Origin of the sequence: Indolivaga capnocytophagoides DSM 22835, assembly GCF_000426485.1 — a bacterium.
Lineage (GTDB): Bacteria > Bacteroidota > Bacteroidia > Bacteroidales > Dysgonomonadaceae > Dysgonomonas_A > Dysgonomonas_A capnocytophagoides.
Genome location: NZ_AUFL01000011.1, coordinates 24,187 through 50,067, shown reverse-complemented (window position 1 = coordinate 50,067; position 25,881 = coordinate 24,187). Strand labels below are relative to the sequence as shown.

Annotated in this window: 21 protein-coding genes; 14 read left to right on the top strand and 7 right to left on the bottom strand. The window is 40.1% G+C overall.

What is annotated here, in order from left to right:
• Window positions 1-44: 44 nt before the first annotated feature.
• A complete protein-coding gene (locus K322_RS0106085; RefSeq protein ID WP_026626092.1) occupies window positions 45-1,220 on the top strand; it encodes an MFS transporter in 1,176 nt (391 codons plus the stop codon).
• Between the two features lie 2 nt (window positions 1,221-1,222).
• On the opposite strand, the gene K322_RS0106080 is transcribed toward K322_RS0106085, so the two are convergent.
• The 5 genes from K322_RS0106080 to galK form a co-directional block, all read right to left on the bottom strand.
• Entirely contained in the window at window positions 1,223-1,588 is a 366-nt protein-coding gene (locus tag K322_RS0106080; RefSeq protein ID WP_026626091.1) for a DUF488 domain-containing protein, read from the bottom strand.
• 98 nt (window positions 1,589-1,686) lie between these two features.
• Window positions 1,687-2,628 carry a hydrogen peroxide-inducible genes activator gene (locus tag K322_RS0106075; protein WP_026626090.1) on the bottom strand — a complete coding sequence of 314 codons (942 nt, stop codon included), beginning with the start codon at window positions 2,626-2,628 and terminating at the stop codon, window positions 1,687-1,689.
• A 129-nt stretch (window positions 2,629-2,757) separates the two neighbouring features.
• Window positions 2,758-3,426, bottom strand: a complete 669-nt coding sequence (locus K322_RS0106070; protein WP_026626089.1) for a YggS family pyridoxal phosphate-dependent enzyme — start codon at window positions 3,424-3,426, stop codon at window positions 2,758-2,760.
• A gap of 81 nt (window positions 3,427-3,507) precedes the next feature.
• A complete protein-coding gene (locus K322_RS0106065) occupies window positions 3,508-3,972 on the bottom strand; it encodes a DUF4494 domain-containing protein (protein WP_026626088.1) in 465 nt (154 codons plus the stop codon).
• 285 nt (window positions 3,973-4,257) lie between these two features.
• Window positions 4,258-5,403 carry a galactokinase gene (gene galK, locus K322_RS0106060; RefSeq protein ID WP_026626087.1) on the bottom strand — a complete coding sequence of 382 codons (1,146 nt, stop codon included), beginning with the start codon at window positions 5,401-5,403 and terminating at the stop codon, window positions 4,258-4,260.
• Between the two features lie 936 nt (window positions 5,404-6,339).
• On the opposite strand from galK, the gene K322_RS0106055 reads away from it, so the two are divergent.
• Together K322_RS0106055 and K322_RS0106050 are read left to right on the top strand one after the other, a co-directional pair.
• The gene (locus K322_RS0106055) at window positions 6,340-9,396 is read left to right on the top strand and encodes a SusC/RagA family TonB-linked outer membrane protein (RefSeq protein ID WP_026626086.1); all 3,057 of its coding nucleotides are present in this window, start codon (window positions 6,340-6,342) and stop codon (window positions 9,394-9,396) included.
• Between the two features lie 12 nt (window positions 9,397-9,408).
• Window positions 9,409-11,361, top strand: coding sequence for a RagB/SusD family nutrient uptake outer membrane protein (locus K322_RS0106050; RefSeq protein WP_026626085.1), 1,953 nt, complete (start codon window positions 9,409-9,411; stop codon window positions 11,359-11,361).
• A gap of 117 nt (window positions 11,362-11,478) precedes the next feature.
• Here K322_RS0106050 and K322_RS0106045 read toward each other — a convergent pair whose 3' ends face one another.
• Window positions 11,479-13,281, bottom strand: a complete 1,803-nt coding sequence (locus K322_RS0106045; protein WP_026626084.1) for a DUF4139 domain-containing protein — start codon at window positions 13,279-13,281, stop codon at window positions 11,479-11,481.
• 140 nt (window positions 13,282-13,421) lie between these two features.
• On the opposite strand from K322_RS0106045, the gene K322_RS0106040 reads away from it, so the two are divergent.
• Genes K322_RS0106040 through cobU form a run of 5 tightly spaced genes read left to right on the top strand, consistent with a single transcriptional unit; the run spans window position 13,422 to window position 17,951 of the window.
• A complete protein-coding gene (locus tag K322_RS0106040) occupies window positions 13,422-14,912 on the top strand; it encodes a cobyric acid synthase (protein WP_026626083.1) in 1,491 nt (496 codons plus the stop codon).
• Window positions 14,905-15,915, top strand: a complete 1,011-nt coding sequence (locus tag K322_RS0106035) for a threonine-phosphate decarboxylase (RefSeq protein WP_026626082.1) — start codon at window positions 14,905-14,907, stop codon at window positions 15,913-15,915. Before K322_RS0106040 ends, K322_RS0106035 begins: the two co-directional genes overlap by 8 nt.
• Window positions 15,894-16,841, top strand: a complete 948-nt coding sequence (cbiB, locus tag K322_RS0106030; RefSeq protein ID WP_026626081.1) for an adenosylcobinamide-phosphate synthase CbiB — start codon at window positions 15,894-15,896, stop codon at window positions 16,839-16,841. Before K322_RS0106035 ends, cbiB begins: the two co-directional genes overlap by 22 nt.
• 17 nt (window positions 16,842-16,858) lie before the next feature.
• Window positions 16,859-17,446 carry a cob(I)yrinic acid a,c-diamide adenosyltransferase gene (locus K322_RS0106025; RefSeq protein ID WP_026626080.1) on the top strand — a complete coding sequence of 196 codons (588 nt, stop codon included), beginning with the start codon at window positions 16,859-16,861 and terminating at the stop codon, window positions 17,444-17,446.
• The gene (gene cobU, locus K322_RS0106020) at window positions 17,439-17,951 is read left to right on the top strand and encodes a bifunctional adenosylcobinamide kinase/adenosylcobinamide-phosphate guanylyltransferase (RefSeq protein ID WP_026626079.1); all 513 of its coding nucleotides are present in this window, start codon (window positions 17,439-17,441) and stop codon (window positions 17,949-17,951) included. The genes K322_RS0106025 and cobU overlap by 8 nt, the downstream gene beginning before the upstream one ends.
• 8 nt (window positions 17,952-17,959) lie before the next feature.
• Here cobU and K322_RS0106015 read toward each other — a convergent pair whose 3' ends face one another.
• Window positions 17,960-18,859, bottom strand: a complete 900-nt coding sequence (locus K322_RS0106015) for an AraC family transcriptional regulator (RefSeq protein WP_026626078.1) — start codon at window positions 18,857-18,859, stop codon at window positions 17,960-17,962.
• Between the two features lie 453 nt (window positions 18,860-19,312).
• Between K322_RS0106015 and kduI the strand changes: the two genes are divergently transcribed.
• The 6 genes from kduI to K322_RS0105985 all read left to right on the top strand — a co-directional run bounded on the left by kduI (window position 19,313) and on the right by K322_RS0105985 (window position 25,690).
• Window positions 19,313-20,155: a 5-dehydro-4-deoxy-D-glucuronate isomerase gene (kduI, locus tag K322_RS0106010; RefSeq protein ID WP_026626077.1), complete on the top strand. Its 843-nt coding sequence runs from the start codon at window positions 19,313-19,315 to the stop codon at window positions 20,153-20,155.
• Between the two features lie 42 nt (window positions 20,156-20,197).
• Window positions 20,198-21,355, top strand: coding sequence for a DUF4861 domain-containing protein (locus K322_RS0106005; RefSeq protein WP_026626076.1), 1,158 nt, complete (start codon window positions 20,198-20,200; stop codon window positions 21,353-21,355).
• Between the two features lie 76 nt (window positions 21,356-21,431).
• Window positions 21,432-22,469, top strand: coding sequence for a sugar kinase (locus K322_RS0106000; RefSeq protein ID WP_026626075.1), 1,038 nt, complete (start codon window positions 21,432-21,434; stop codon window positions 22,467-22,469).
• Between the two features lie 27 nt (window positions 22,470-22,496).
• Window positions 22,497-23,291: a gluconate 5-dehydrogenase gene (locus K322_RS0105995; RefSeq protein ID WP_026626074.1), complete on the top strand. Its 795-nt coding sequence runs from the start codon at window positions 22,497-22,499 to the stop codon at window positions 23,289-23,291.
• 172 nt (window positions 23,292-23,463) lie between these two features.
• On the top strand, window positions 23,464-24,138 hold the full coding sequence (locus K322_RS0105990) for a bifunctional 4-hydroxy-2-oxoglutarate aldolase/2-dehydro-3-deoxy-phosphogluconate aldolase (RefSeq protein ID WP_026626073.1): 675 nt from the start codon (window positions 23,464-23,466) through the stop codon (window positions 24,136-24,138).
• A gap of 85 nt (window positions 24,139-24,223) precedes the next feature.
• Window positions 24,224-25,690, top strand: coding sequence for an MFS transporter (locus K322_RS0105985; RefSeq protein ID WP_185095080.1), 1,467 nt, complete (start codon window positions 24,224-24,226; stop codon window positions 25,688-25,690).
• Window positions 25,691-25,881 lie beyond the last annotated feature (191 nt).

Sequence of the window (25,881 nt, the reverse complement as noted above, 5' to 3'; positions counted from 1 at the left end):
CTAAAACAACAAATAGGTCTGCGACCTTAAATAGATGTACAATAATGGAGACTAATTCGCCCCCCAGACTTTGGACATGGGGATATCTTAATGTATGTATTGCAAACTTTCTGATGGCATGCTCGTTTAACCTGCTGATGCCTTCTATACCTCTCTATATAACGGAAAAACTGGGAGTTCCTCAAACTAAAACCGGTATCGTTTTAGCATCTTATGCAATAGCTATACTTATTATTCGTCCATTCTCAGGTTATATTGTCGATCTATACTCCAGAAAAAAAGTGCTGCTGCTTAGTTTCATCTGTTATGTAGCTATATTCGTAGGATATTTCTATGCTACTGCAATCCTTATATTCGTCATTGTGCGGTTTATGCACGGGGTCATGTGGGGATTATCCACAGTATCTTCCAGCACGCTGGCGATAGACCTTGTTCCTTCCGAACGCAGAGCCGAAGGGATCGGTTATTACGGCACTTTTATGAATGTAGCAATGGCTATAGGACCTTTTATCGCTATACATATCTACCAAACATATAGCTTCCAGACATTGCTATATTGGGCCATATCCATGGGCATATTAGGTATTATCGCAGTAATACTGATCAAAGCTCCTCAACGACCTAAAGTAGAACGTCAGAAGCTTTCTTTCGACCGATTCTTCTTGATTCCTGCATGGCCTATTTTCCTCAATCAACTACTGCCGAGTTTTGCATGGGGTACAATAGGACCGTTTGTTGCCCAATATGGTAAAGAGATATCAATACCGAATGCCGGAATATTCTTTCTGTTTTGGGCCGGCGGAATTATTGTCTCCCGTATATTCTCCGGCAAAATGGTTGACAAAGGACATATCCATCTGGTAAATACATCCTCAATGCTTATTGTCGCAGCATCATTCTTTGGTTTTGCACTGATACATAATATCGCCGCTTTTTGCATCTCCGGGCTATTTATCGGTATCGGATTCGGAATGATGTTTCCGGCTTTACAAACCCTATATATCAATATGGCGGAAAACAACCAGAGAGGTACAGCAAACTCGACCTACCTCGTAGGTTTTGATTTGGGACTAGCCCTCGGTATGCTTGTCGGCGGATATATATCGGGGATATATTCTTTCGAAACACTGTTCCTTGTAGCTTCAGGTTTATGTGTGTTAAGCAGCATTATTTATATCCTTATATCGAAAAGGGTATTCGAGAAGAAAAGGTTGCGATAACTCTATACAGGGTCAACCCTTTTCTTCAATTCGTCTTTAAGCACAACAGCTTGATTATGCTCCGGATCTTTGGCTCCATATAGCAAAGTAATGGTTTTCTTTCCCCTAATATTTTCAACAAGCTCCGGAAGGGCATTAGTAGCTCTGAGTTCTGCGATATAACGAACAACAAATTCATTCCAGTTACCACTTTGATCAGAGTGGAACCATTTCCTCAATTCGGTAGACGGAGCTATATCTTTATCCCATAAATCGAGTTTGAGACTCTCCTTTTTTATGCCTCTTGGCCATAAGCGATCTATCAGGATGCGGTAACCATCACTTTCGTCGAACTCGTCATACACTCGCTTCAGTCTTATTTCAGTCATAACATTGCAGATTTAATCGTGTGTTCTCGGTTATAACAAGAAAAAAAGGGAAACTGTTTACAGCTTCCCTCTCTCATATCTATATCTTTAGCAGCAGATCAAATATCTACTACAAATTTTTTCAGATCCTGATTCAGTAATGCAGGAGGCACAGCCTTTTTCACCTCATCTATAATTATACCCAAAACACGTTCCCTCAGGAATTCTTTGCGGGTAACAAGGCTTATCTCACGCACAGGGCATATATCTTTTAATGGACGTATATTCTGTTTTTGCTTTTCGTTGAGCTGCTCAATAGCCATTTCCGGAATAATAGTCAATCCGCTGTTATTATCCACAATGTTTATAAGCGTATTAATACTTCCGGCCTCATATGTAAACAAAGTATGAGAACTCTTACGTTTTCGCAGGTTACATATTCTCAATATCTGACTTCTGAAACAGTGCACCTCTTCCAGCAGCCAAAGTTTATTTATATTCAAATCTTCTTCGTCCAATTCCTTCTTTGCATACAAGGAAGTCTCGCGAGGAGAAACATACGCATAGAAGCGTTCGTAATATATGGGATGCTCTTTTAGCTTTTCATTCTTAAGAGGAGTCGCTAAAATAGCTCCATCCAAAGACCCGTTCAACAGGCGGTCTATAATTTGACCTGTTGTTGTCTCTTCAATGACAAGCTCTATATCATAGCCATTTTCCTCATGCATCAACATCAGCTTAGGCAAAAGATAAGGAGCGATTGTAGGGATAATTCCTAATTTGAAAGTACCCTTCACAATGCCTTTCTCTTCCTGAATTATCTCTTTTATCTGCTTTACCTGAGATACAATCACCCGAGCTTGATTGATAATCTGCACACCGATCGGAGTCGGCTGTACGGGCAGCTGGCTGCGATCAAATATCTTTACGCTCAATTCGTCTTCCAGCTTTTGAATCATCATACTCAAAGTAGGTTGAGTCACAAATGACGCCTCTGCAGCCTTTGCAAAATGACGATGATTGTCTACTGCAATAATATACTCTAACTGTTGTATGTTCATAATGCGATAAAATATTCTCACCAGGTATACCCTCGATGACGTATTATCAATATTTAAATGGTAATTCATCTATATGACAACTACCAGTTGTATTTACTCTTACTTAACCATAGATAAAAAGTTCAGTACTCAATACTCCCTTTCTCCGAAAATAGATGTCCCCACCCTCACAATGGTGGCACCTTCTTCTACTGCTATTTTATAGTCGTGCGACATACCCATCGATATTTCGCAAAATTCCGGATTATCGGAAAAGAATGAAGACTTCAGTTCATCCGAGAAAGATTTTAAAGACTTAAACTCTTTTCGAATCTGGACTTCGTCATCAGTCAGGCTTGCCATACCCATCAGTCCGCAAATCCGTACATATCGCAGAGCTTTCCAATTCTGATCTCTCAACAAAGTTCGACAATCGTCAAAACTCAATCCGAATTTAGAATCCTCCTGTGCTATTTTTATTTCAAGCAGGCACTTTATATTTCGTCCGGCTTGCTCAGCATACTTATTTATTTCAAATAATATTTTCCAGCTATCAACACTTTGTATCGTATCGATGTAGGGAACAATAAATTTGACTTTATTGGTTTGCAGATGCCCTATCAGATGCCATTGTATATCGGATGACAAATCTTTAACTTTACCGTCAAGCTCCTGAACCCGACTCTCTCCAAAAATCCGCTGACCGGCATTATAAGCTTCCTCTAAAGCTTCTTTCGGATGAAATTTAGACACAGCTACCAGAGTTACATTTTCAGGCAATTGACTCTTTATCCTATCTAAATTTTTCGCAACACTCATTTTCTTATATATATATTTCTGATTCGCAGCAGCCTATATCTGTCCAACTTCTCAGATTATAGAACAAAAAAGTTAGAGATCTTACTCTTCTTTCTTGTAGTCTATCTTGCCTTTATCATCTGTCGAATAAGGGAAGACATCCATCAATGCTGTTTCAGTCAATGACGCAATTGTATAATCGGCCATAGTACCTACCATACCTTTTTCTACTACTTCCAAAGCCTCTCTGATATCACAAGCCTGAGCAAGCATTTGTGCTGCCGTTTTCTTCTCAGTACCGCTTTTTTCATCAAGGGTGATGAAGTAAATTTTCGCTTTGAAATAGCGATCTCCGTTTTCATTAAAGAAAAGCTCTGCCAGTTTAGCCCGCTTAATATCAGCAATGGTAAATTCACCGGCGATATAAGGCTTCAATTCTTCTATGATACGGGCTTCGGCTTCTGTAAATGATAAAGCGTCTACCAGATAAGGTTCGGTTACTTTTTTCTGAGTCCCGTTCTCCATTGTTTTCTCATAAGACACTTTACATTCAAACCAGTTGTACATACAATTATACTTTTAAGATCTTAGACCTATTTATTAATTCACCAAGCATAACAACGAAAGAGAGTTATATCTCTGAAACAGGTCATTAAATACTTGCTATTACTAATTATTTAGAATTATTTTGAAAAAGAAGCTCTCTGCCGAATAAAACAAGTTCTACCCACAGAGAGCTTTATTTCTGAAACAAAAGTAGCAAATATTTACATATTTACATTCTCTTTCATAAATAAAATTTATTACTCAAGACCAGCCGTCTATCAACCGGACTTCAGCCTCTTTTATCTATTATAGTTTACGAGCACCATCTTTGATAACTACATCATACACTTTAGGTTTGATGCGGAATTTCTGCTCGTAACTTTCAGTCGCACGTTTAATGAAACCGTCATGTAATTCGTCTTTTACAAGGTTGATGGTACATCCTCCGAAACCACCGCCCATAACACGTGAACCCGAAACGCCACACTGACGTGCCACATCATTCAAGAAATCCAATTCCTCGCAGCTAACTTCGTATTTACGGCTCAGCCCGATGTGTGTTTCGTACATTTTCTTACCTACAGTTTCGTAGTCTCCACGTTTCAATGCATCACACGCCTCACCCATACGATGTATTTCTTCGATAACGAATTCAGCACGCATATAATCTTCGGCACTTACTTCGTTAGCAACTTCTTTCAACATATCCAAAGTAGCATCTCTCAACAATTCTACTTCTGGATGATATTTACGTATGTAAGACGCTGCGTTTTCGCAAGACTCACGGCGTTTGTTATATGCCGAAGAAGCTAATTCGTGAGCAACGCAAGTATTGATCAAAACCAAACGGTAACCTTTAGGATTGAAAGGGATGTATTCGTACTCCAATGAACGGCAGTCCAAACGGATCAAAGAACCTTCTTTACCGAAACAAGACGCAAACTGATCCATGATACCACACTTCACTCCTACATAGTTGTGCTCGGTAGCCTGTCCTATTTTCGCCAATTCGAAACGGTCAAAACCCAGATTATACATATCGTTCAGTGCAAATCCGAAACAACTCTCCAATGCTGCAGAAGAAGACATACCTGCACCCAGAGGAACATCACCGGCAAAGACACAATCAAACCCTTTGATGGCTGTTGCTCCACGTTTCATCATTTCATGACAAACGCCGAATATATATTTGCCCCATTGTTTGATCGGAATATCATCCAAGCCGAATTCGTCCATTTCTTCGAGGTCTAAAGCATAAGCTCTAACTCTGTCTTCTGTTCCGTTAGGTTTGATTACGCAATACATTGCTTTATCAATAGCCCCGGGAAGAACGAATCCTCCATTGTAATCGGTGTGCTCTCCAATTAGATTAATACGACCGGGAGATGTATATATTTGTCCACCTTCTCCGAATAGGGATTTAAATTTTTCTACAATGACACTAGTTTCCATGGTTTATAATTATAATAAATGAATATTTTATTAAGGTTATAAAATTAACACTTATTTCCGTACCTGACAGCATTTTCCGTGCATTTGGTAAGTTTTTTAATCTTTTAACGAACATTTCTTCTTTTTGATATATTCCGGTCTAATCTATCAACATTAAGAAGAGACAATCTAAATCCTGTTTTTCAAACATTTAATTCGAAAAGGTTACAAAAGCAACTGGATTAATGAATAATTATCAATAAACAGTAATCAATGGGTATTTTTAATTCTTCATTTTTCAGTTCTTTGAAAAAGGTTACAAAGGTTACAAACTCAATGCAAACTTTCGAATACCCCCCTTTTTCATTTCAATCAGCTTCTGTGACAGTGTTTGCTTATAATTGATTTCAAAGAACACTTTTTAAGCAGGAGGTATTATTACTCTTTCTGTATAGATAAATTCGAAAATAACCGACATGCCACAATTGATAAATAAAGACAAACAGCGGCTTCCACTTCCCGAATGAAACACACGCAACTAAATATGTTACAAAATCAAAAGATATGTTACACCAAAAACAATATATGTTACATGAGCAATATCGAAAGAATACTTATTCTGATAATTTTACATTCAGTTATATCCGTTTCAAAATCTATATCCATTAATCTAATTTAAACTATGAAAATTCCTTTTGTATTTCACAGCCTTATATCCGGTAATCATTCTATCAACATGAATTCACATCAACCATAATACGGAAACAAAACCCTCAGCCTTATATTATAGACTGATCAAGACTGACTATTAATCGAAACTGCTTAATCTTAAATCCTAATCGGTAAGCTGACCTCGTTAGAAACAGAGAATACTGTTTTCATCAAAAAAGATTCACCTGTCTATAAAGCAAAACTGGTTTATCTAAAAAGACAATTAATTTTTTAACCTATGATTTTATGAAAAAACAAATCATCAATTACAGAATTGTTACCTTAATTATTCTGATGTCCTTTATCCCTTTGCTGGCAATGTCGCAGACGGTTACAATAAAGGGAGTAATTAAAGACGTATCAGGAGAGCCTGTTGTAGGGGCAAGTATCACCGAAACGGGTACAAGTAACGGCATAATAGCCGACCTCGATGGAAATTTCACATTAAAAGTATCACCCAAAGCAACACTCACGATCTCATTTATGGGGTACAGAACACAAACCGTTAGTGTTGCGGGCAAAACATCTTTATCGATCATACTCGAAGAAGATACTCAACTACTAGGCGAAGTGGTCGTTGTAGGGTATGGCGTACAGCGTAAAGAAGCCGTAACCGGATCGGTAGCCTCTATCAAAAATGAAGCTATACGGGAAGTTCCGGCATCTGATATCACTCAGGCATTGCAAGGACGTATTGCCGGGGTAGATATGTCTCAGACATCATCAAAACCGGGATCTTCGATGCAGATCCGTATCCGTGGAACACGCTCGCTTAACGCAAGTAACGACCCCTTGATCGTATTGGACGGAATCCCTTTCGCCGGATCAATGAGCGATATCAATCCAAATGACATTAAAAGTATCGACATCCTGAAAGATGCTTCTGCTACAGCCATCTATGGTTCTCGTGGAGCCAACGGGGTATTACTTATCACTACCAACAAAGGTCTGGTAGGAGCAAAAGCTCAAGTTTCGTACAACGGATATGTAGGCTTAAAAACTCTTTTTGCGAAATATCCGATGATGAACAGCGACGAATTCGTAAAACTCCGTGAATACGCCAATAAGTTTCAGAATGGAGTAGACGAAGACAACGATGTAAATACCGACTGGCAAGACCTGCTATATAAAAACAGCATGGTAACCAATCACGACTTAAGTGTTTTAGGCGGAACTGAAAAAGGCAGTTATAACTTTGGCGTAGGATACTATCGTGACGAATCATTGCTTCCAAGTCAGAATTACACCCGCTATTCTATGCGTGGGACTTTGGATCAGGAAGTTGGCAAATATCTGAAGTTCGGATTTATCACCAACAATAACTATGCGGTATCTAACGGTGGAAATCTCGGAGTATACACCACCCTGAGTACAACCCCCATATCTAATCCGTATAACGCTGATGGAACATGGAAAAGAACAGTAAAAATGTCTAACGACGAGCATTGGGTATATTCCAGAGCAACTGTGGATGCACTAGGGGACAAATGGATAGACCAGACAAGAGCTTTCGGATCATACAACACGATCTATGGAGAAACTAAGATACCGGGAGTTGAGGGATTAAAATACAAAATAAATATCGGACTGAACTACCGCCAGAACAACACTGGAAACTATACCGGAGAAGGCGTATTCAACTCCACTCCCGACAACCCTTCATCAGCAGCTATATCTAATTCTCATACAACTCAATGGACTGTAGAGAACCTGCTGACTTACGACCGCACTTTCGCAGAAAAACACTCGCTTAATGTAGTTGCGTTGTACTCGGCAGAAGAAACAAGCTATAATAGTTCTCATATGTCTGCCACAGGTATCCCTTCGGATGCATTCCAATTCTATAATTTAGGACATGCGACTAAAGAAATAGTAGTAAACCCCGATTATCAAGGGTATTATAAAAGCGGACTTACATCGTGGATGGGACGTGCCATGTATTCGTATGACGACCGTTATATGCTAAGCGTAGCTTTCAGATCGGACGGATCATCACGTTTGGCTCCCGGACATAAATGGCACACTTATCCTGCTGTTTCAGCCGGATGGAATATACAGAAAGAATCATTCATGGAAAACGTAAACTGGCTCGACAACCTGAAAGTAAGAGTTGGATACGGACAAACATCCAATCAATCGGTTCCTTCTTATAAAACATTAGGACTTCTAGGAACGCGCCCATACAACTTCGGAGATACCAACTCTGTTGGATATTATGTATCGGAATTACCAAATCCATCTTTGGGATGGGAGTATTCCGAAACATGGAATTACGGACTTGATTTCTCTCTATTCAACAACAGGCTATCCGGTACAGTCGAATACTATGTACAGAATACAAAAGACCTTTTACTGAGTGTCAATCTTCCTTCTACATCAGGAGTAGGCAGCTACATGGCTAATGTAGGTAAATCGCAGAACAAAGGGTTTGAACTTTCTCTGAACGGAACTATTCTCGACAACCTCAACGGATGGACATGGGATCTGGGAGTAAACTTATATGCCAATAAAAACAAGCTGGTATCATTAGCTTCGGGACAAACAAGAGACGAAAATAACTGGTGGTTTGTAGGTCATCCTATCGATGTTATATACGACTACGAAAAAGTTGGTCTATGGCAGGAAAGCGACAAATACCGTGACATTCTCGAACCGGGTGGTAATGCAGGTATGATAAAAGTAAAATATACGGGAGAATACAATGCAGATGGTTCGCCTGTAAGACAAATCAATGCAGACGACAGACAGATCATAGACGTGAATCCCGACTTTCAGGGAGGATTCAACACTCGTGTAGGATACAAAGGATTCGATCTGAGCATAGTAGGAGCATTCAAAAGTGGAGGTAAGCTGATCAGTACCCTCTATTCATCCGCCGGATACCTCAATATGCTTACCGGACGCCGAAACAATGTGAAAGTTGATTATTGGACACCCGAAAATACCGGAGCAAAATATCCTAAACCCGGAGGAATAGAAAGCAGCAATAATCCGAAATATGGCAGCACACTCGGTTATTTTGATGCTTCGTACCTAAAAGTACGCACGATAACGCTGGGTTATGATTTTAAACCGGATCTGACAAAAAAACTAGGTGTTACAAAACTAAGAGTATATGCTACGGTTCAGAATCCGTTTGTACTGTTCTCTCCATATCATGACGAATCGGGTATGGATCCTGAAACAAACTCTTATGGAGACGAAAACCAAGCAGTAGCATCATACAAGGAACGTCTGCTTGTTATCGGGACTAACACTCCGGCCACAAGAAACTACCTGATCGGCTTAAATGTAACATTCTAAAAAAAGATCATTATGAAACGAATAGATATAAAAAAATATATTGCAACAATACTTTTAGCATCTTTTTTTATTGGATGCTCCGATGTGCTGGACGAAGAACCCCGAGGTATCTTCACCCCCGATTACTTTAAAACAAAAGACGGTGTTACAGGTGGAGTCACATCTCTATACGCCGGATTGCGTTACATTTATGGTAATGGCTACTGGCTTAACATCTGCGAAACAGGCACTGATGAATACACTTACGGCCACGGGGCAGACGGTAATTACAAAGATGCAGACCTTTCGGGTGTAGGATCTTTGACAGCCAGCAGCAGCCGTTCGGATGTTTTGTGGGGCAACTCATATAACAATATCAATACCGCCAGCGGAATTATAGAAAATGCCGCAGCTGTAGAGGAGATACCAAATTCGCTGATAGCCGAAGCCCGTTTCTTCCGTTCATTCTATTATTTTATGCTGGTTCAGACTTTTGGCGGTGTGCCGTTGGATTTAGGATCGGGTGAATTGAAGTTCAACACATCCACATCCAGATCTTCCGTCCGTAACACTGTCCCGGAGGTATATACCAAAGCAATATTCCCCGACCTGATTACAGCAATAAACGATCTGCCCGAAAGCGGCCGTATTACGGGAGGAGTTACAAAAACAACAGCCCGGTTATTTCTATCAAAAGCGTATCTGACTTACGGCTGGTGGCTTGAAAATCCTAAAAACATACCAACCTATCCCGAAACAACAAGAACCGATCCGGATGGGCACGATGCCAAATGGTACTTCCAGCAAGCATACGATATAGCCACTACAGCTATTGAGAATCCTGGATCATATGGTCTTCAGACAACATTTTATGATGTGAATCTGGCTCAAAACGACCGTAATAAAGAAATGCTGCTATATGCAGACCATACAGAATCGAGCGAATATTACGATGGATCGAGCCACTCTTACAATACAGGTTCTTCTCCCGGAAACTTTGCAGCATGGATGGTTACATGGGATTATACATTTGTTGAAAGTGCTCAAAACGCAGATTGGTCGGGAGATAAAATCCGTTCTGTTCAACGTGAAGCTGCTCAAGCCTACGGACGTCCATGGAAATGTATGGCTCCGACCATTGATGTTGTAACCAAAACATTCGCAGATAAAACAAACGACTCCAGATACGACGGAACATTTGTTACGTCATTCCGTGGAAACTGGAATAAAGGCGGTGTCAAAAACGAATTTCTATACAATGCCAACGGGCTGAAAGTATATCCGGGAGACGCTGTACTTACTTTCCTTGATGATGAGCCAAGCGGTTCTATTGATTATTCCAATTCCGTTTATAAGAGCAATATCGGAGCAGGTGTATTACCGGGACGTGCCGATTATGTAATATCACCAAAAGGCATAAGCCGGTATGCATACCCTAATCTATGGAAGATAGGAACTTACCGTACCGATAACGGAACAGGACTAGGGCAGCCAAATGGAGGTATTACACGTCCTTTCCCTGTTGCTAAATTCTCGGAACTGTATCTTATCGCTGCAGAAGCCGCGGTAAAAGGAGCTACCGTTAAGGCAGGAAAAAGTGCCCGAGAACTGGTAAATGTATTGCGTGCCCGTGCCGGAGTATGGCGTTGGAGCAATAATGGAAATGCAGCAAAAGCCCAGGACAACAGCGCAGCTATGACTGCAGCCACTCCTACGACAATTACTATAGAGTACATTCTGGAAGAACGTTCTCGTGAATTTTTCGGCGAAGGTTATCGCTGGCACGACCTTGTACGCACTCAGACATGGAGCGAAATAGCTGCATCTTATGAAATATGCGGAACAGCAGTCGGAAACCACACAGCGGTGAAAGTAACCAGAGATATAAAACCCTATCTCTATTTACGTCCGATTCCTCAAGGGCAACTTGATGCTATGAATATGAGCGAAGCAGAAATAAAAGCTTATCAAAATCCGGGATATTAAGATTCATTACTTTCCGGTACGATTAAGAATATTCGTTATGTGCTTATATTATAGGGTAAGCTGATACGAAACAGGGGCTGTCATTGAGTGACAGCCCCTGTATTTTATCTATCTGATTTATAGATTCAAATTCAAATCCTTCGGATATTTCACGGTATAACCGATCTCATATGTTTTGGTTTGTCCTGCTGCAATATCTTCTTCCCAGGTCACTACACCTACCTCCGTTTTATTGGCAGTCCATGGTGTTGATTCTTTAATCAACAGTTCCACTTCTATATTTTTCTGCATAGAAATAGGATATTGATCTTTTAGAACCATTTTGATCGGTCGTGATTGATTGTTCTTAACCACTATACGGTATCTGAACTCCTGTTTCTTATTATTATCTAAAAATTTAGTGCTGCTGAAATCCTTCAATTTTTCACGTTTCACGCTGATTCTCTTATCCGTACCCAGTGTTAATGATAGTTTTGCATGAGTCGAATGTGCATCAATCACTGTTTCGCCTACATAAGTGCCATCATAAGTAACGTTTGCCTTCCCTGTTAATAAATTGAGATTCTCCCAATCCGATATTTCCGCCAGTAAATATGTCTCGGTATCCAGTTTCGGAGCACAATAATATTTATATTCCGCTTTTATTTCTTTTGATTGCAGGTCTATAGATTGCTCCTTACCATTTCCGGGTATAGTATACGGTATATCTATTTCATAATTGATATTCATATCATTATCGGCTACCGAAATATAATCATCCATACTTTTTTTCAAAGTTATAACTTCAACACCACTCGCAGCACTACTACCATACAATCCTGCAGCAACATCTTCAGATAATTTTTGCCTGTCTTTTATCATAGACGGATCCAATTCCTCTACATATTCTGCTGTCACAATGTTTCCATCGACAACATATAGAGGTCTTGAACTAACGTTCTTCTTAGCAACAGATTCAACCACTACAACCTCCTCCAACATTTCTTTAGAATCATAAGAATAACTATTCTGGCTCAACCGACTGCTACCACTAGCTCTTGCAAATTGCATATTCTGCAAAAACCACGAATTAAATAATGGTGCAACTTTTCCATTGCTGGGTGTAGCAGTAGACAGTGTCAGTTTCACTTTATTCCAATCTAAACCAGTAGTCTGTTTCACTTTCGATTTAAACTTCAAGGATATTGGTTTATCTACTGATAAGACATTTACATCATAGTACGGAAGCCAACCAGCCAACGGTGTATAATACGAAATATCAAAATCACAGATAGACGCAACGGGAGCCGAAAGAGTAACTTTCAATACACCGGAATTTTTATTACTGTTAGTCGTTTCCTGAGCTAACTGATTACGCAGACGAGTTAAAGCTTCATCATTTTTTTTCTTTTTTTTATTATACTCTGCCTGAACAAGAAGTAATTCTGTCGATTTTGTCTTATAATATTCCATTGTTTTTATAAGTTCATCGATCCCTAAACCATTTTCCGATCCGGCTACATTCTTATCAGTCCCTTTCTGCAAAAGAGCAATAAGATTAGATGTAACATTGATATCCGTACTTAAAAGTTCGTTTTTCCGCTGGTAGATATCTATCGAATCCAAAAGTACTTTCACTGTTCTGTTCACCGACTTAATATCTTTGAGATAATTGACCGAAAACTCATAAGCCGAAATAACGATTCCATTCGAAGCCTTCATTTTTAGGCTATTCAGATCTATATTGGGGCTTAATCCATTAATATAAATTTCATTCTCGCCTCTTACCAGACTTCCTGACGTTTTGTGATTCAGTTCTGCTCCCTTAAAGAAGACAGTTGCGGATTTTAACTCCGAATCGAATACTTTCTTTTCATTCGCATAAACACCGATAAATATGCATAATGATAAGCATATCGAGGCAAATAATTTTCTTTTCATATTCCGTACTTTTAGATTGTTTCCTGTATAGAGTATAAAAATAGCTTATTTCCATAAATTCTGTTTAACAAAAAAAATATTACCCCATTACACACAATCTTTGTACCTTTACAGCACTTACAATAGATTCTTTTTTATCAATGAGAAAACTTCATCCGATTATGTTCGCCGGAACCGGCAGTGACGTAGGTAAAAGCGTTATCGCAGCAGCATTCTGCAGGATATTCTTACAAGACGGTTATCATCCGGCTCCATTTAAGGCTCAAAATATGGCTCTCAATTCTTTTGCCACTCCCGACGGGCTCGAAATCGGACGGGCGCAAGCTGTGCAGGCCGAAGCGGCAGGTATTCCCTGCCATACCGATATGAATCCGCTGTTACTGAAGCCGACAAGCGACAAAATCGCACAAGTAGTTCTCAATGGTAAACCTTTAGGCAACCAAAGCGCATACCAGTACTTCAAAAAAGAAGGACGGGATGTGTTGCGCAAAGAGGTAAACGATGCTTTTGACCGTCTTGAAAAACGATTCAACCCTATTGTAATGGAAGGAGCAGGAAGTGTTTCGGAGATTAACCTCAGAGAGACGGATATTGTCAATCTGCCTATGGCTATCCACGCCAAAGCTGACGTTATACTCGTAGCCGATATAGACCGGGGCGGCGTATTTGCCAGTGTATACGGTTCGGTGATGCTCATGACCGAGGAAGAACGTAAACATGTAAAAGGAATACTCATCAACAAATTCAGAGGAGATATCCGGCTGTTCGAATCGGGGGTAAAAATACTCGAAGACCTCTGCAAAATCCCGGTTATCGGAGTAGTTCCTTATTACAAGGACATATATATCGAAGAAGAAGATTCGGTAATGCTCCAAACCAAAAATATACAAGCGACACACGGAAAGGTCAATATAGCTGTCATCTTACTCAGACATCTTTCGAACTTCACCGATTTTAATATGCTGGAACGTGATCCGCGTGTTCATCTTTATTATACAAACAACACGGATGAAATAGAAAAAGCGGATATCATACTGATACCGGGCAGCAAAAACACAATTGCGGATCTGTACGAGCTTCGCAGAAACGGTGTTGCACAAAGTATTGTAAAGGCTCATAAAGAAGGAGCAACCGTTATGGGTATCTGCGGAGGTTATCAGATGATGGGACAAGAGGTTTGCGACCCTCACCATGTAGAAGGAGATATAGAGCGTTTGCCCGGATTGGGGCTGCTTCCTATTACAACCGAAATGCAAGGAGAGAAAGTAACCCGCCAGATAGGTTTTACGTTTCTGGATTCGACACACCCTTGCGAAGGATACGAAATACACATGGGTACAACCCAACCAATGGGAGATGCCCTACCCTCGCCGCTCAACCATTTATCGGACGGTGCAAATGACGGATATTATGCCAACCGGAAATGTTTCGGCACATACATCCACGGAATACTGGACAATGGTGCTTTTATTGACTTTCTACTGGAACCTTACGCTGATAAGTTGACAGAAAAGCCTTTCGATTTCAAAGCCTATAAAGAAGAACAGTACAACAAATTGGCCGATCATGTAAGACAGCATGTCGACATGAATCTGGTTTATAAAATAATGGAACAACAGCAAAATGATTAACGGACACGGAGACGATATCTATTCTCATGGCAAAAAGATTGTCAGCAATTTCAGTTCCAATGTTTATAATAAATTTGATTCGTCCGATTTAGAAAAATACCTGTGCGACCATATATCGACTATCCATTCGTATCCGGAACCGGATGCTCACACTTTAAAAAGTATAATTTGTAAAAATCTGAATATCGGCTCAGATGAAATATGTATTACCAATGGTGCGACAGAAGCTATTTACCTGATAGCCCAATTATACAGGGGAGCAAAAACAGCCGTTGTTATCCCTACATTCAGCGAATACGAAGATGCCTGCCGCATACAACAGCATCAATTGTATTTTATCGATTCGCTTGATAATATAGAACCAGATACCGGACTGGTCTGGTTGTGTAATCCGAATAATCCCACCGGAAAAATATACGATACCGATTATCTGGATCAGATCGTGTCGAACCATCCACAGACTTGCTTTGTTATAGATCAATCATATGCAGGGTTTACCGACAAAAAAGTATGGTCGGCAAAAGAAGCCCTGAAATATCAGAATGTGATTATATTGCATTCATTGACCAAATGTTATGCAATACCGGGACTCAGACTAGGCTACATCACGGCATGCAGCAAATTGACAGAAAAGGTCTCACATTTTTCTATGCCGTGGTCAGTCAATCAAATAGCTCAGTTAGCAGGACAGTATTTATTACAAAATACAGCATACGATTTCAGAGAATGTATTACAGAATCTGAAAGAGTGCAAAAGAGAATAGCCGGAATAAACGGCATCGAGATTTATCCGTCCGATATGCACTACTTCCTGTGTCGGCTCGACAAAGGACAGGCATCGGAACTGAAACAATTCCTGATAGACCGATATGGAGTACTTATCAGGGACGCCTCAAATTTCAGGGGACTTGACGAACGTTATTTCCGAATAGCGACACAATCTCCCGAAGAAAATCAAGAATTAATAAAAGCCTTGCAAGAATGGATCAAGCTTCGTTTTTGATATTACCTTTACTGATAGGATGGATCGCCGACCGTCTCTTGGGAGATCCTCCATCTCTGCCCCACCCTATAGTATTATTCGGAAAAATAATAGCTAAAGGAGAAAAATTACTGAATAAGGGAACTTATCGTTTAGTAAAAGGGGCGGTATTTTCGCTCGTTCTGATATTCGGAAGTTACTTTATCATGAGATACATTCAGTTGGGGTTAAGTTCGATAAGTAATGTATTGGCTATAGTTTTCAATGGCATAATTATATTCTTCTGCCTTGCAGGAAAAACACTTATAAATGAAGTAAAGGCCGTTTTTGTTGCCTGTGAGCGGTCTGTTGAAGACGGGCGGAAGCAAGTTGCCAGAATAGTAGGCAGAGACACATCTCAATTGTCTCCACAGCAAATAAAAACCGCCGCACTCGAAACTCTATCAGAAAACCTGAGTGACGGAGTCATAGCTCCTCTCTTTTGGTATCTCATACTAGGAGTTCCGGGCATGGTAGCCTATAAGATGATAAACACGCTGGACTCAATGATCGGATATAAGAACGAGCGGTATAAAGACTTCGGATGCTGGGCGGCACATATCGATGACATCGCAAATTATATTCCCGCACGGCTCACAGCTTTATTTATGATTATAGTCAACGGTAAGATTAAATTGGTATCTTTCGTCTCTAAATACGGATCGAAGCATGCGAGTCCGAATTCGGGTTATCCCGAAGCCGCTCTTGCAGGAATACTCAATTGCAGGTTTGGAGGTTCGAACTATTATTTCGGACAGCTTGTTAATAAACCATATATCGGAGAAAATGACAGACCGATAGAAATAGAAGATGCTCTCGTTGCCATAGTTACAAATCAAAGGACAGAAGCACTAATGGTCATACTTATTACGTTTTTGAGTATAACTCAGCTGTTCCCGATTATATAAACCATCAAAAAAACAATATGAATATATATACCAGAGGAGGAGATAAAGGTAAAACCGGAATCCACGGCGGACAACGGGTTGACAAAGACGATATCCGCATCGAAGCGAACGGATGTATCGACGAACTGAACTCGATGATAGGCGTTATACGGGCATTCTTGCCTGCAGAACACGAATGGCAGCAAATATTATTCAGGATCCAATCCGAATTGATGGTGGTAATGTCTCATGTAGCGACTCCTTCCGCTATCAGGGACAAAAACCCTAACCCACTACCCGATAATCTCGATAAATTTTGCGAAGAATGTATCGACAGTATGACCGACAATATGGGGCAAAGCTTGTCTTTTATTCTTCCCGGAGGCAATCTGGTTTCATCTCATTTACAATTAGCACGCACAATCGCACGCAGAAGCGAACGCCGTTTGTGGACATTAAACAAACAAGACGAAGTTCCCGAAAGTATTCTGAAATTTATCAACCGTTTGTCAGACTTATTCTTTACCATGGCTCGTTTCGAAATGTTCAGAGACGGTACAGGTGAAGAACGATGGAAGGATTTTCTGTACAAACGAAAGAAAAAAGATACAACCGCAGATGAGTAAAAAAATAATACTGATAACCGGAGGTCAGCGATCAGGTAAGAGTTCTTATGCCGAAAAACTGGCACTATCTTTATCTGACAATCCCATTTATCTGGCGACATCCCGTATCTGGGATGACGAGCACCGAAAACGAATAGAACATCATCAGGCAAACAGAGGTTCCGAATGGACAAATATAGAAGAAGAAAAATACCTGAGTAAAGTGGCTGTTGCAAACAGAGTTGTACTTATAGATTGTGTTACACTATGGAGCACAAATTTCTTTTTTGATAACGAATCGGATGTTAAGTTCTCTTTAGAGCAGATCAAATCGGAGTTCGATAAATTCATTCTTCAAGATGGATACTTTATATTTGTCACTAATGAAATAGGGCTTGGAGGTACTTCCGAAAATAAGATACAGAGATTGTTCACCGACCTTCAGGGTTGGGTTAATCAATATATCGCAGTAAAAGCGGACGAAGTATACCTCATGGTTTCAGGTATTCCGATGAAAGTAAAGTAAAGGCTTATCTACAAATTCTTACCTTGAGTAAATTCTCTGTATTTGATCGGAGTATATCCTGTTTTTCGTTTAAATGTACTGCAGAAATAATCAGAATTATCGAATCCTACCGCAAAAGCAATCTCCTGGCTTGTAAGCACTGTATTGGTCAATAACTCTTTGCTCTTCTGTATTTTTAATTCTAGAATATATTGAGCGGGAGCAAATCCTGTATATTGCTTAAAAATACGGCGAAACCACGAGTAACTCATATTCACCCGATTGGCAACCTCTTCGGGCAGAATAGAGGTTTCAAAATTTTCAAGCATGATAATCTTTGCTTTATTTATCTGGTTAGTCACCTTCAGATCTTCGAACAAAGAATATTTGTCATGAGAATATGCATATCCCAGAAGATGATTTACAATACCGGCCAACATCTGCTGAAACCCGGTGCGCTGTTCACGGGCAATATCTATCGCCTGCTTATAAAGCTGAACTATCTCTTCGCGAATACCGACATTAAATACAGGCTTATTTTTATTGAAGAACCCGTTATGAATCCGGTTATCTATATTCACTCCCTGAAAACCGATCCAGTACTCATTCCATCCGGTAGACTTATCGGGACTATAATTGTGCCATTCTCCGGGAAAAAGCAAGAACATATTACCTTCCCTTACACTAATGGTCTTCTGATGAGTCGATGTAAATTTGCCCTCTCCCTGTGTTATGTATAAGAGCTGGTATTCTTCCAGAACCCGCCCTTTCTCTATAGAGAACAAATAACGGGTCGGATGATCCCCCATCGGATATTTAGAGTCAGGAGCGACATCCTGAAACCCGACTGTATTTACAGTAAGCCCCCATAACAAATCCTGTTCATTTGCTATCAGGTATTTTATATGTATGGAGATATCTTCTGTCATTTATAAATAGCATCCTCAGATATAGAAATCCGAAGATACAATAAAAAAGCAGTGTATCAAATATCGAAGTTTTAAAATCAAAAAGGTAAAGATCTCTTTTCTTATTTCATATAACTTTGTTTAATATAGAGAGGTTTGTGTCAGGTTACAAGAGTCTGTTTAAATTTAAACAAACTCTTAATAAAAAATAAGGTTGGTAAAAAACATTAAATATTCTTTTCGATAAGTATAATACACTAAAATAACGTATTTTTGCAATACTCGTTATGCAAAATGAATTATTATTGCGCCAACAGACAACACAATGCTGTATTCGAAGAAAAACTTTAACATTATTATGAAAAGACAATAATTTAGGATATTGACCTAAAATTATACCCTTTTGAAATAAAGATACCCGTAAGAAACGGGCTGAAAATGCCAATTTTGTAATACTATTTAATAATATATAACATGAAAACTGTAATTGAAGAACGTTGGGGCACACACCCAAATGATGTAAAGAATTACGATACTACACAACTTCGTAATGAATTTCTTGTAGAAAAATTATTTGAAGCAGATGCGGTACTTATGACCTATACACATAACGACCGACTTATCATAGGTGGCGCCCTACCCGTAAAAGAGGCATTAAAGTTAGAAACTGTAGATCTTATACGTTCTGAGTATTTCTGCGAGAGACGCGAATTAGGTATAATTTGTATCGAAGGAGAAGGCTCGGTTATTGTGGACGGTACAGAATATAAACTAGGATTTAAAGATGCCGTTTATGTTGGACGCGGATCAAAAGAAGTCACATTCAAAAGCAACGACGGCTCAAAACCCGCCAAATTCTATTTTGCTTCATCTCCGGCACACAAAGCATATCCAACAGCTCAAATCACTTCGGAAATGCGCCGGACAAGAGACCTTGGAGTAAAAGCAACCTCTAACGAAAGACTTCTTAATCAGATCATTCTTAGTGAAATAGTTCCTTGCTGCCAACTTCAGATGGGTATGACCGAATTGAAAGAAGGCAGTGTTTGGAATACAATGCCTCCGCACACTCACTCTCGACGGATGGAAGCATATTTCTATTTCAAAGTTCCAGAAGGGCAATCTGTATGCCACTTTATGGGGCAACCACAGGAAACACGCCACATCTTTATGGGCAATGAGCAGGCTGTAATATCTCCTTCATGGTCTATACACTCTGCTTCCGGCACAAGCAATTATACATTCATCTGGGCAATGTGCGGAGAAAACCTCGACTATGACGATATGGATACATTCACTGCTGACAAATTAAGATAAGACGGCAAACCTATTTGTTTCATCACTTTTAAAACATAAGACATGAAAAAAATATTTTATTTACTATTTGCCGGAATTCTTAGTTTTTCTTGCTCTCACCAAACTAAGGATGTGCAGATTACAGTAGAGAACCCAAGCGATTTTGATCGTACCGAAGAGTTAGTGGAAATACCGATCGAAAGCATCACTGCACAGGTAAAGCTGGCTGATACTACCCAAACTTATATTATAAAAGACAGCAAAGGAGAGGTTATTCCTTCTCAAATTACTTACGATGGAAAGTTGGTTTTCCAATCGGGGGTAAAGGCTAAGGAATCTGTGTCTTTTACTATAACAACAGGTGCAAAGGAAGAATATAAAGCCAAAACTTACGGAAGACTTGTTACTGAACGCAAAGACGACTTTGCATGGGAAAATGACCGTGTGGCATTCCGTATTTACGGTCCTGCTCTGATTGCAACCGATGGGCCCAGTAATGGTTTGGATATCTGGTATAAACGTACCAATGCACTGAAAATAGATCAATGGTACAAAGATGATATTGCCGGAGTTGCATCATATCATGACGATCATGGCGAAGGTCTTGACGATTATAAAGTAGGCCGCTCTTTGGGAGCCGGTGCTATGGCTCCTTTCGTTGATGGAAAGTTAGTATTGAACGAAAATTTCGCAACATCTGAAGTTCTGGAAAACGGGCCTTTGCGTACAACATTCAAGCTGACTTACAAAGACATCGAGATCAATGGAAAACCATACAAAGAAACCCGCACATTTTCAATAGATGCGGGATCTCAACTATCTAAGGTAGTTCAGGAATACGGAGTTAGCGAATCAATGGATGTTGCCGCAGGATTTTCGAAAAGAGAAAAAAACGATACGATTATTGTCTCTCCCGAAAAGAATTATCTCATATACCGGGAACCCAGCGAAAAAGCAGGAAATGTATTCTTAGGATTAGTATTCCCTGCCGGATTTGACAGTACTGCTGTAGATACATATTCTGTTGTAAATCCGGTCAATAATACTAAAGGCACATACACTCACGTACTTGCCATAGCTAAATACCAACCAAACAGCCCTATCACTTACTATACAGGCTATGGATGGACTAAATTCGGATTTGCCGCTGAAGCAGATTTTCAGACTTATCTGACTAATTTCGCGAATGCACTAAAGCAACCTCTTATCATAAAATTCTAAGGCGAAAAGCCTTAGAATTTCTGTTCGATATAAAAGTTTAACCTATAAAGTTAACCCAAAACGGAAAACAAAATAAATGAAAAAAGTAGTAACCTTCGGAGAAATCATGTTGCGCCTAGCAACACCCGGATACCAACGTTTTATACAATCCACAAATCTTAATGCTACTTTCGGCGGTGGTGAAGCAAACGTAGCGGTGTCTCTTTCAAACTATGGAATACCCACTGACTTCGTTACACGCCTGCCTAAAAACGATATAGCTGAATGGTGTATCTCTGACCTGCGCAAATACAATGTAGGGGTAAGCAACATCCTCAGGGGTGGAGACCGTGTAGGTATCTATTTTCTTGAAACAGGTGCTGTGGCTCGTGCCTCGAAAGTTGTATACGACCGCGCAAACTCAGCTATTGCTGATATTAAACCGGGCATGATCAACTGGAGAGAAGTTTTCAAAGATGCCGGATGGTTCCACTGGACTGGAATTACGCCTGCTCTTTCGCAAGGGGCAGCAGATGCTTGTCTGGAAGCCATCAAAATAGCCAATGAAATGGGGGTAACAGTTTCAACCGACCTGAACTACCGCAAAAACCTTTGGAAGTACGGGAAAACTGCAGATCAGGTAATGCCCGCTTTGGTAGAGGGATGTGATGTGATTCTTGGAAATGAAGAAGATGCTGAAAAAGTCTTCGGTATCAAACCAGAAGGATTCGATGTGGCTCACACTGGAGGTGAAGTAAACGCCGCTGAATTTGAATCGGTTTGTACTCAGATGATGAAAAAATTCCCAAGAGCCAAGAAAGTAATTATTACCCTTCGTGGATCAATCAATGCCAATCACAATACGTGGGGTGGATGTTTATATTCAGATAAATTGTACCAGTCAAAACGTTACGATATTACTCATATCGTTGACCGTGTAGGCGGCGGGGACTCTTTTATGGGAGGTTTGATCTACGGGTTGATTTCTTATCCTGCAGACGATCAGAAGGCGTTGGAATTTGCTGTTGCTGCTTCTTGTCTCAAACACACCATTTACGGTGACTTTAATCTGGTGACTGTTCCTGAGGTCGAAAACCTTATGAAAGGAGATGGATCGGGAAGGGTATCTCGTTAAATAAACTATAACAATAAAATAATAATCATGAAAAATCAGTTTTCATTAGAAGGCAAAGTAGCTCTTATCACAGGAGCATCATACGGAATCGGTTTTGCCATTGCGTCATCTTTGGCAAATGCCGGAGCAACAATTGTATTCAATGACTTAAAACAAGAGTTTGTAGATAAAGGACTTGCTGCATATAAAGCAGAAGGTATCAAAGCTCATGGATATGTTTGCGACGTCACAGACGAAGCTGGTGTAAATGCTATGGTTGCTCAAATAGAAAAAGAAGTGGGAGTAATTGATATCCTTGTAAATAATGCAGGTATTATCAAACGTATCCCTATGGTAGAAATGTCTGCAGCAGAATTTCGTCAGGTAATTGATGTAGATTTAAATGCACCTTTTATCGTTTCTAAAGCAGTCATTCCAAGCATGATCAAAAAAGGAGCCGGTAAGATTATCAACATCTGCTCTATGATGAGTGAACTTGGTCGTGAAACAGTATCTGCTTATGCAGCAGCTAAAGGTGGTCTTAAAATGCTGACCCGCAATATAGCATCCGAATACGGAGAATTCAATATTCAATGTAACGGTATCGGTCCGGGATACATTGCAACTCCTCAGACTGCACCTCTTCGTGAGAAACAAGCAGACGGATCACGTCACCCATTCGATTCTTTCATTATAGCAAAAACTCCTGCTGCACGCTGGGGAAATCCCGAAGATCTGGCAGGTCCTGCGGTATTCCTTGCATCTAACGCTTCGGACTTTGTAAACGGTCATGTACTTTATGTAGATGGTGGTATACTTGCATACATCGGAAAACAACCATAATGAGATATCAGCATAACAAATAATGGCAAGGAGAACAGGCTTTTTTCAGAGTACTGCTCTCCTTTGTCCTTTGCTCTTTAATTATTAATAATGAATAATTAAGAGTGATAAATGGCAAAAAGGACAGATTGTAATTTTTCATTCATCATTCTTAATTTTTAATTTAAAAACTATGGCTCGTTTTTCAAGAATACAAGTTTGTCAGGCTGTCGCAGAAACAGGAATGGTTCCTGTATTTTATAACAGCGATCTGGAAATATCAAAACAAGTGGTAAAAGCATGTTACCTAGGTGGGGTACGTGCATTTGAATTTACAAACAGAGGGGATTTTGCTCACGAAATATTCGGTGAGCTAAACAAATGGGCTGCTAAAGAATGTCCTGATATGATCCTCGGAATAGGTTCTATAGTTGACGCCGGAACAGCATCATTGTTTCTTCAACTGGGAGCAAACTTCGTTGTGGGACCTCTTCTCAACCCCGATATATTTAAAGTATGCAACCGACGTCAGGTAGCTTATATACCCGGATGCGGATCCGTATCAGAAGTCGGATATGCACAGGAATTAGGTGCGGAAATTGTGAAGGTGTTCCCTGCAGGAAATGTGGGAGGTCCTTCGTTCGTTAAAAACGTGAAAGCTCCGATGCCATGGTCTTCTGTTATGGTGACAGGAGGGGTAGAACCTACCGAAGAAAACCTCACTAAATGGGTAGAAGCAGGAGTTACTGCCGTAGGCATGGGTTCGAACCTCTTCCCTAAAGAAGTGATTGCAGCGAAAGAATGGTCGAAGATTGCAGATATGAGCAAGAAAGCTTTGGAATTCATCAAAAAGGCAAGAAAGAGTTAAGACCTTTACATTGTTTGGCATAAGCAAAACAGCTAAAACCTGCTATGAATAAAAACATATCACTTAATTACCTAAACGTGACACTATGAGTATACCAAGAAATACAAACACAAAGATGACAAACTATAGATGGACAATCTGTGCCATGTTATTCTTTGCCACAACAATCAATTACCTCGACAGGCAGGTATTGTCCCTGACCTGGAAAGATTTTATCTCACCAGAATTCCATTGGACAAATGACGACTATGGAACTATTACAGCCCTCTTTTCTGTATTTTATGCTATAAGCATGTTATTTGCCGGAAAGTTTGTAGACTGGATGGATACAAAGAAAGGCTTTCTTTGGGCAATCGGAGTATGGTCATTAGGAGCTATATTACATGCTTTCTGCGGTATAGCTACATCCGGAATCACAGCCGGTGAATGGTTTGTAGGATTCGAAGGAGCCAGAGAAGCCATCGGACACGTGCAGAATGTAGGACGGGTAGCAAGCGTAAGCGTTGTACTATTTATCTTTGCCCGCTTAATTCTTGCAATCGGAGAAGCAGGAAACTTTCCTGCGGCCATCAAAGCTACAGCCGAATATTTCCCGAAAAAAGACAGAGCATTGGCTACCTCCATCTTTAATGCTGGCGCAACAGTAGGCGCATTGGCGGCTCCCGTTACTATACCTGTAATTGCCGCAGCATGGGGATGGGAAATGTCCTTTATCATCATCGGTGCACTAGGTTTTATATGGATGGGATTCTGGGTATTCATTTATAATAAACCCGAAGAACACCCTAAAGTAAATGCAGACGAACTGGCATATATCCAATCGGATCAGGACTCCACAGACCCTGTCGAAGAACAGGTTGAAAAAGCTCAGGAATCAAAGAAAATATCATTCAAGGACGCATTCAAATACAAGCAAACATGGGCTTTTGCTTTCGGTAAATTTATGACCGACGGAGTATGGTGGTTCTATTTATTCTGGACTCCAGCATACCTTAGTTCGGTTTACGGAATCAAATCTTCGGACACAGAAGGTCAACTCGCGATCTTTGTTCTGTATGCAATAACACTGCTGTCGATTATCGGAGGATGGCTTCCAACCTTCTTTGTCGAAAAGAAAGGTATGAATCCTTATGACGGGCGTATGAAAGCAATGTTGATATTTGCATTTTTCCCTCTGCTAGCCTTATTTGCTCAACCACTGGGACATATATCTTACTGGCTGCCTGTAATCATTATCGGTATTGCCGGAGCTGCACACCAAGCGTGGTCGGCAAATATATTCTCAACAATCGGTGATATGTTCCCCAAAAAGGCAATCGCAACGATTACCGGTATCGGCGGTATGGCAGGAGGAATCGGATCATTCCTTATCAATAAAGGATCGGGAGTGCTATTCGATCATGCAGGACAAACTCAAATGGAACTGCTCGGATTTAAAGGAGAAGAAGCTGGATATTTCATCATCTTCTCTATTTGTGCGGTAGCCTATCTTATCGGATGGATTGTTATGAAAACTCTCGTTCCGAAATACAAACCAATTACAGATATCTAATCACACAAGGTATCAGACCTTTTTAATGATTAAATATGAGCAAAATACATTGCTCGACCTACATAATAAACCGCCTCTTTTCAATAGGAAAAGAGGCGGTTTTGTCTTTCGTGGACACTTATTCTATAAATCTAAAACGTACAACCTAAAAAACTCGTTTATTTTGATTTTCGGATGCTGAAATTTATTAC